This is a genomic window from Streptomyces sp. NPDC031274, from assembly GCF_055570235.1.
In genome coordinates, this window is record NZ_JBVIHP010000244.1 from 1 (window position 1) to 1377 (window position 1377).

General features: G+C 72.8%; 1 protein-coding gene. It reads right to left on the bottom strand.

The features are described from left to right. Window positions 1-1377, bottom strand: a 1377-nt coding sequence (locus ACZ5CR_RS45350; protein ID WP_468869578.1) for an MMPL family transporter, incomplete at both ends; no start/stop codon positions are given.

Consider the following 1377-nt stretch of genomic DNA (forward strand, 5'->3'; position numbering starts at 1 on the left):
TCGACGAGGCTCGCGGCGTTGCCGGTGACCTGGATCGGCTCGTCGCTGCGGAGGTCGCGCACCTGCTCCACGAGCCGCGTGGCGGTGGGGCCGTCGACCGAACCGGTCGGAGTCAGCTCGAGCAGGACCGTGCCGTCGGAGAGCCGCTCGCGGTCGGCCGCCCTGATTCCGGGCAGGGCACGGATCTTGTCCTCGCAGTCCGGGTCGGCGCCGGACCCGATGAGCACCTGGACGGGGTCGGTGTCCGTCCCCGCCGGATAGTGCTCGCGCACGGTGTCGTACAGCTGCCGGGCCTCGGTGTCGTGCGGGAGCTGCCGGGCGTCACCGATGTTGATCCGCATCCCGAAGACGGGCAGGGCGAGGACGGCGAGTACGGCGACGACGGCGGTGGTCACGGCCAGCGGGCGCCGGGCGGAGAAGAGCGCCAGGCGGGCGAAGAAGGCGCCGGGTTCGGGCGCGGGCGCGCCGCCGGACCTCCCGGTCCGCCAAGAACCCGTCCACGGCCGGGATTTACGGGATTTCGCCCCCGCCGGCGCGATCTTGCCACCGAACAGGGCGAGCAGCGCGGGCAGCAGGGTCAGCGCCGCCAGCATGTCGACGACGACCACCGCACCGGCCGCGAGGCCCATGCTGCGCAGGAACGGGCTGGGGAACCAGACGAGCCCCGACAGGCTGATGGCCACCGTCAGGCCGGAGAAGAGGACGGTGCGTCCGGCGCGGGCGACGGTCGCGTGCACGGCCTGCGCCACGTCCGGCGTCTTCCCCCGCTCCTCGCGGAAGCGGATCACCATCAGGAGCGCGTAGTCGACGGCGAGGCCGAGGCCGAGCATGGTGACGATCTGGACGGCGTAAACGGAGATCTCGGTGAACTGGCTGAAGCCGTAGAGGGTCAGGAAGGCGCCGGCCACGCCGCTCACGGTGACCAGGAGGGGGAGCCCGGCGGCACGCAGCCCGCCGAAGATGAGCAGGAGGACGATCAGTACGGCGGGCAGGGTGATCAACTCGGCCTGTGCGACGTCCTCCTGGGCCCTTGTGCCCATCTGCTCACCGAGCAGCGGTCCGCCGCTCACCGCCACCTCGCCCGCGGTGATCTCGCGGAGGCGGTCGGCCGCGTCGCCGACGGTCTCCTCCTCGGCGTCGTCGTCGAGGCCGCCCTTGAGGACGACGGGGATGAGGAGGGCCTTGCCGTCCTGGGCGACCAGGCCCCGGGTGGTGTACGGGTCCGGCACCTGGGCGATGCCCGGCTGCTTGCGTACGTCGGCGACCGCGTCGCCCACCTGCGCGCGGATCTGCGGGGTGTCGACGGCGGGCCCCGACACGACGGCGTTGAAGTCCTCGCCCTCCGGGGTGAGTTCGGCGAGGCGTTCCTCGGCGACG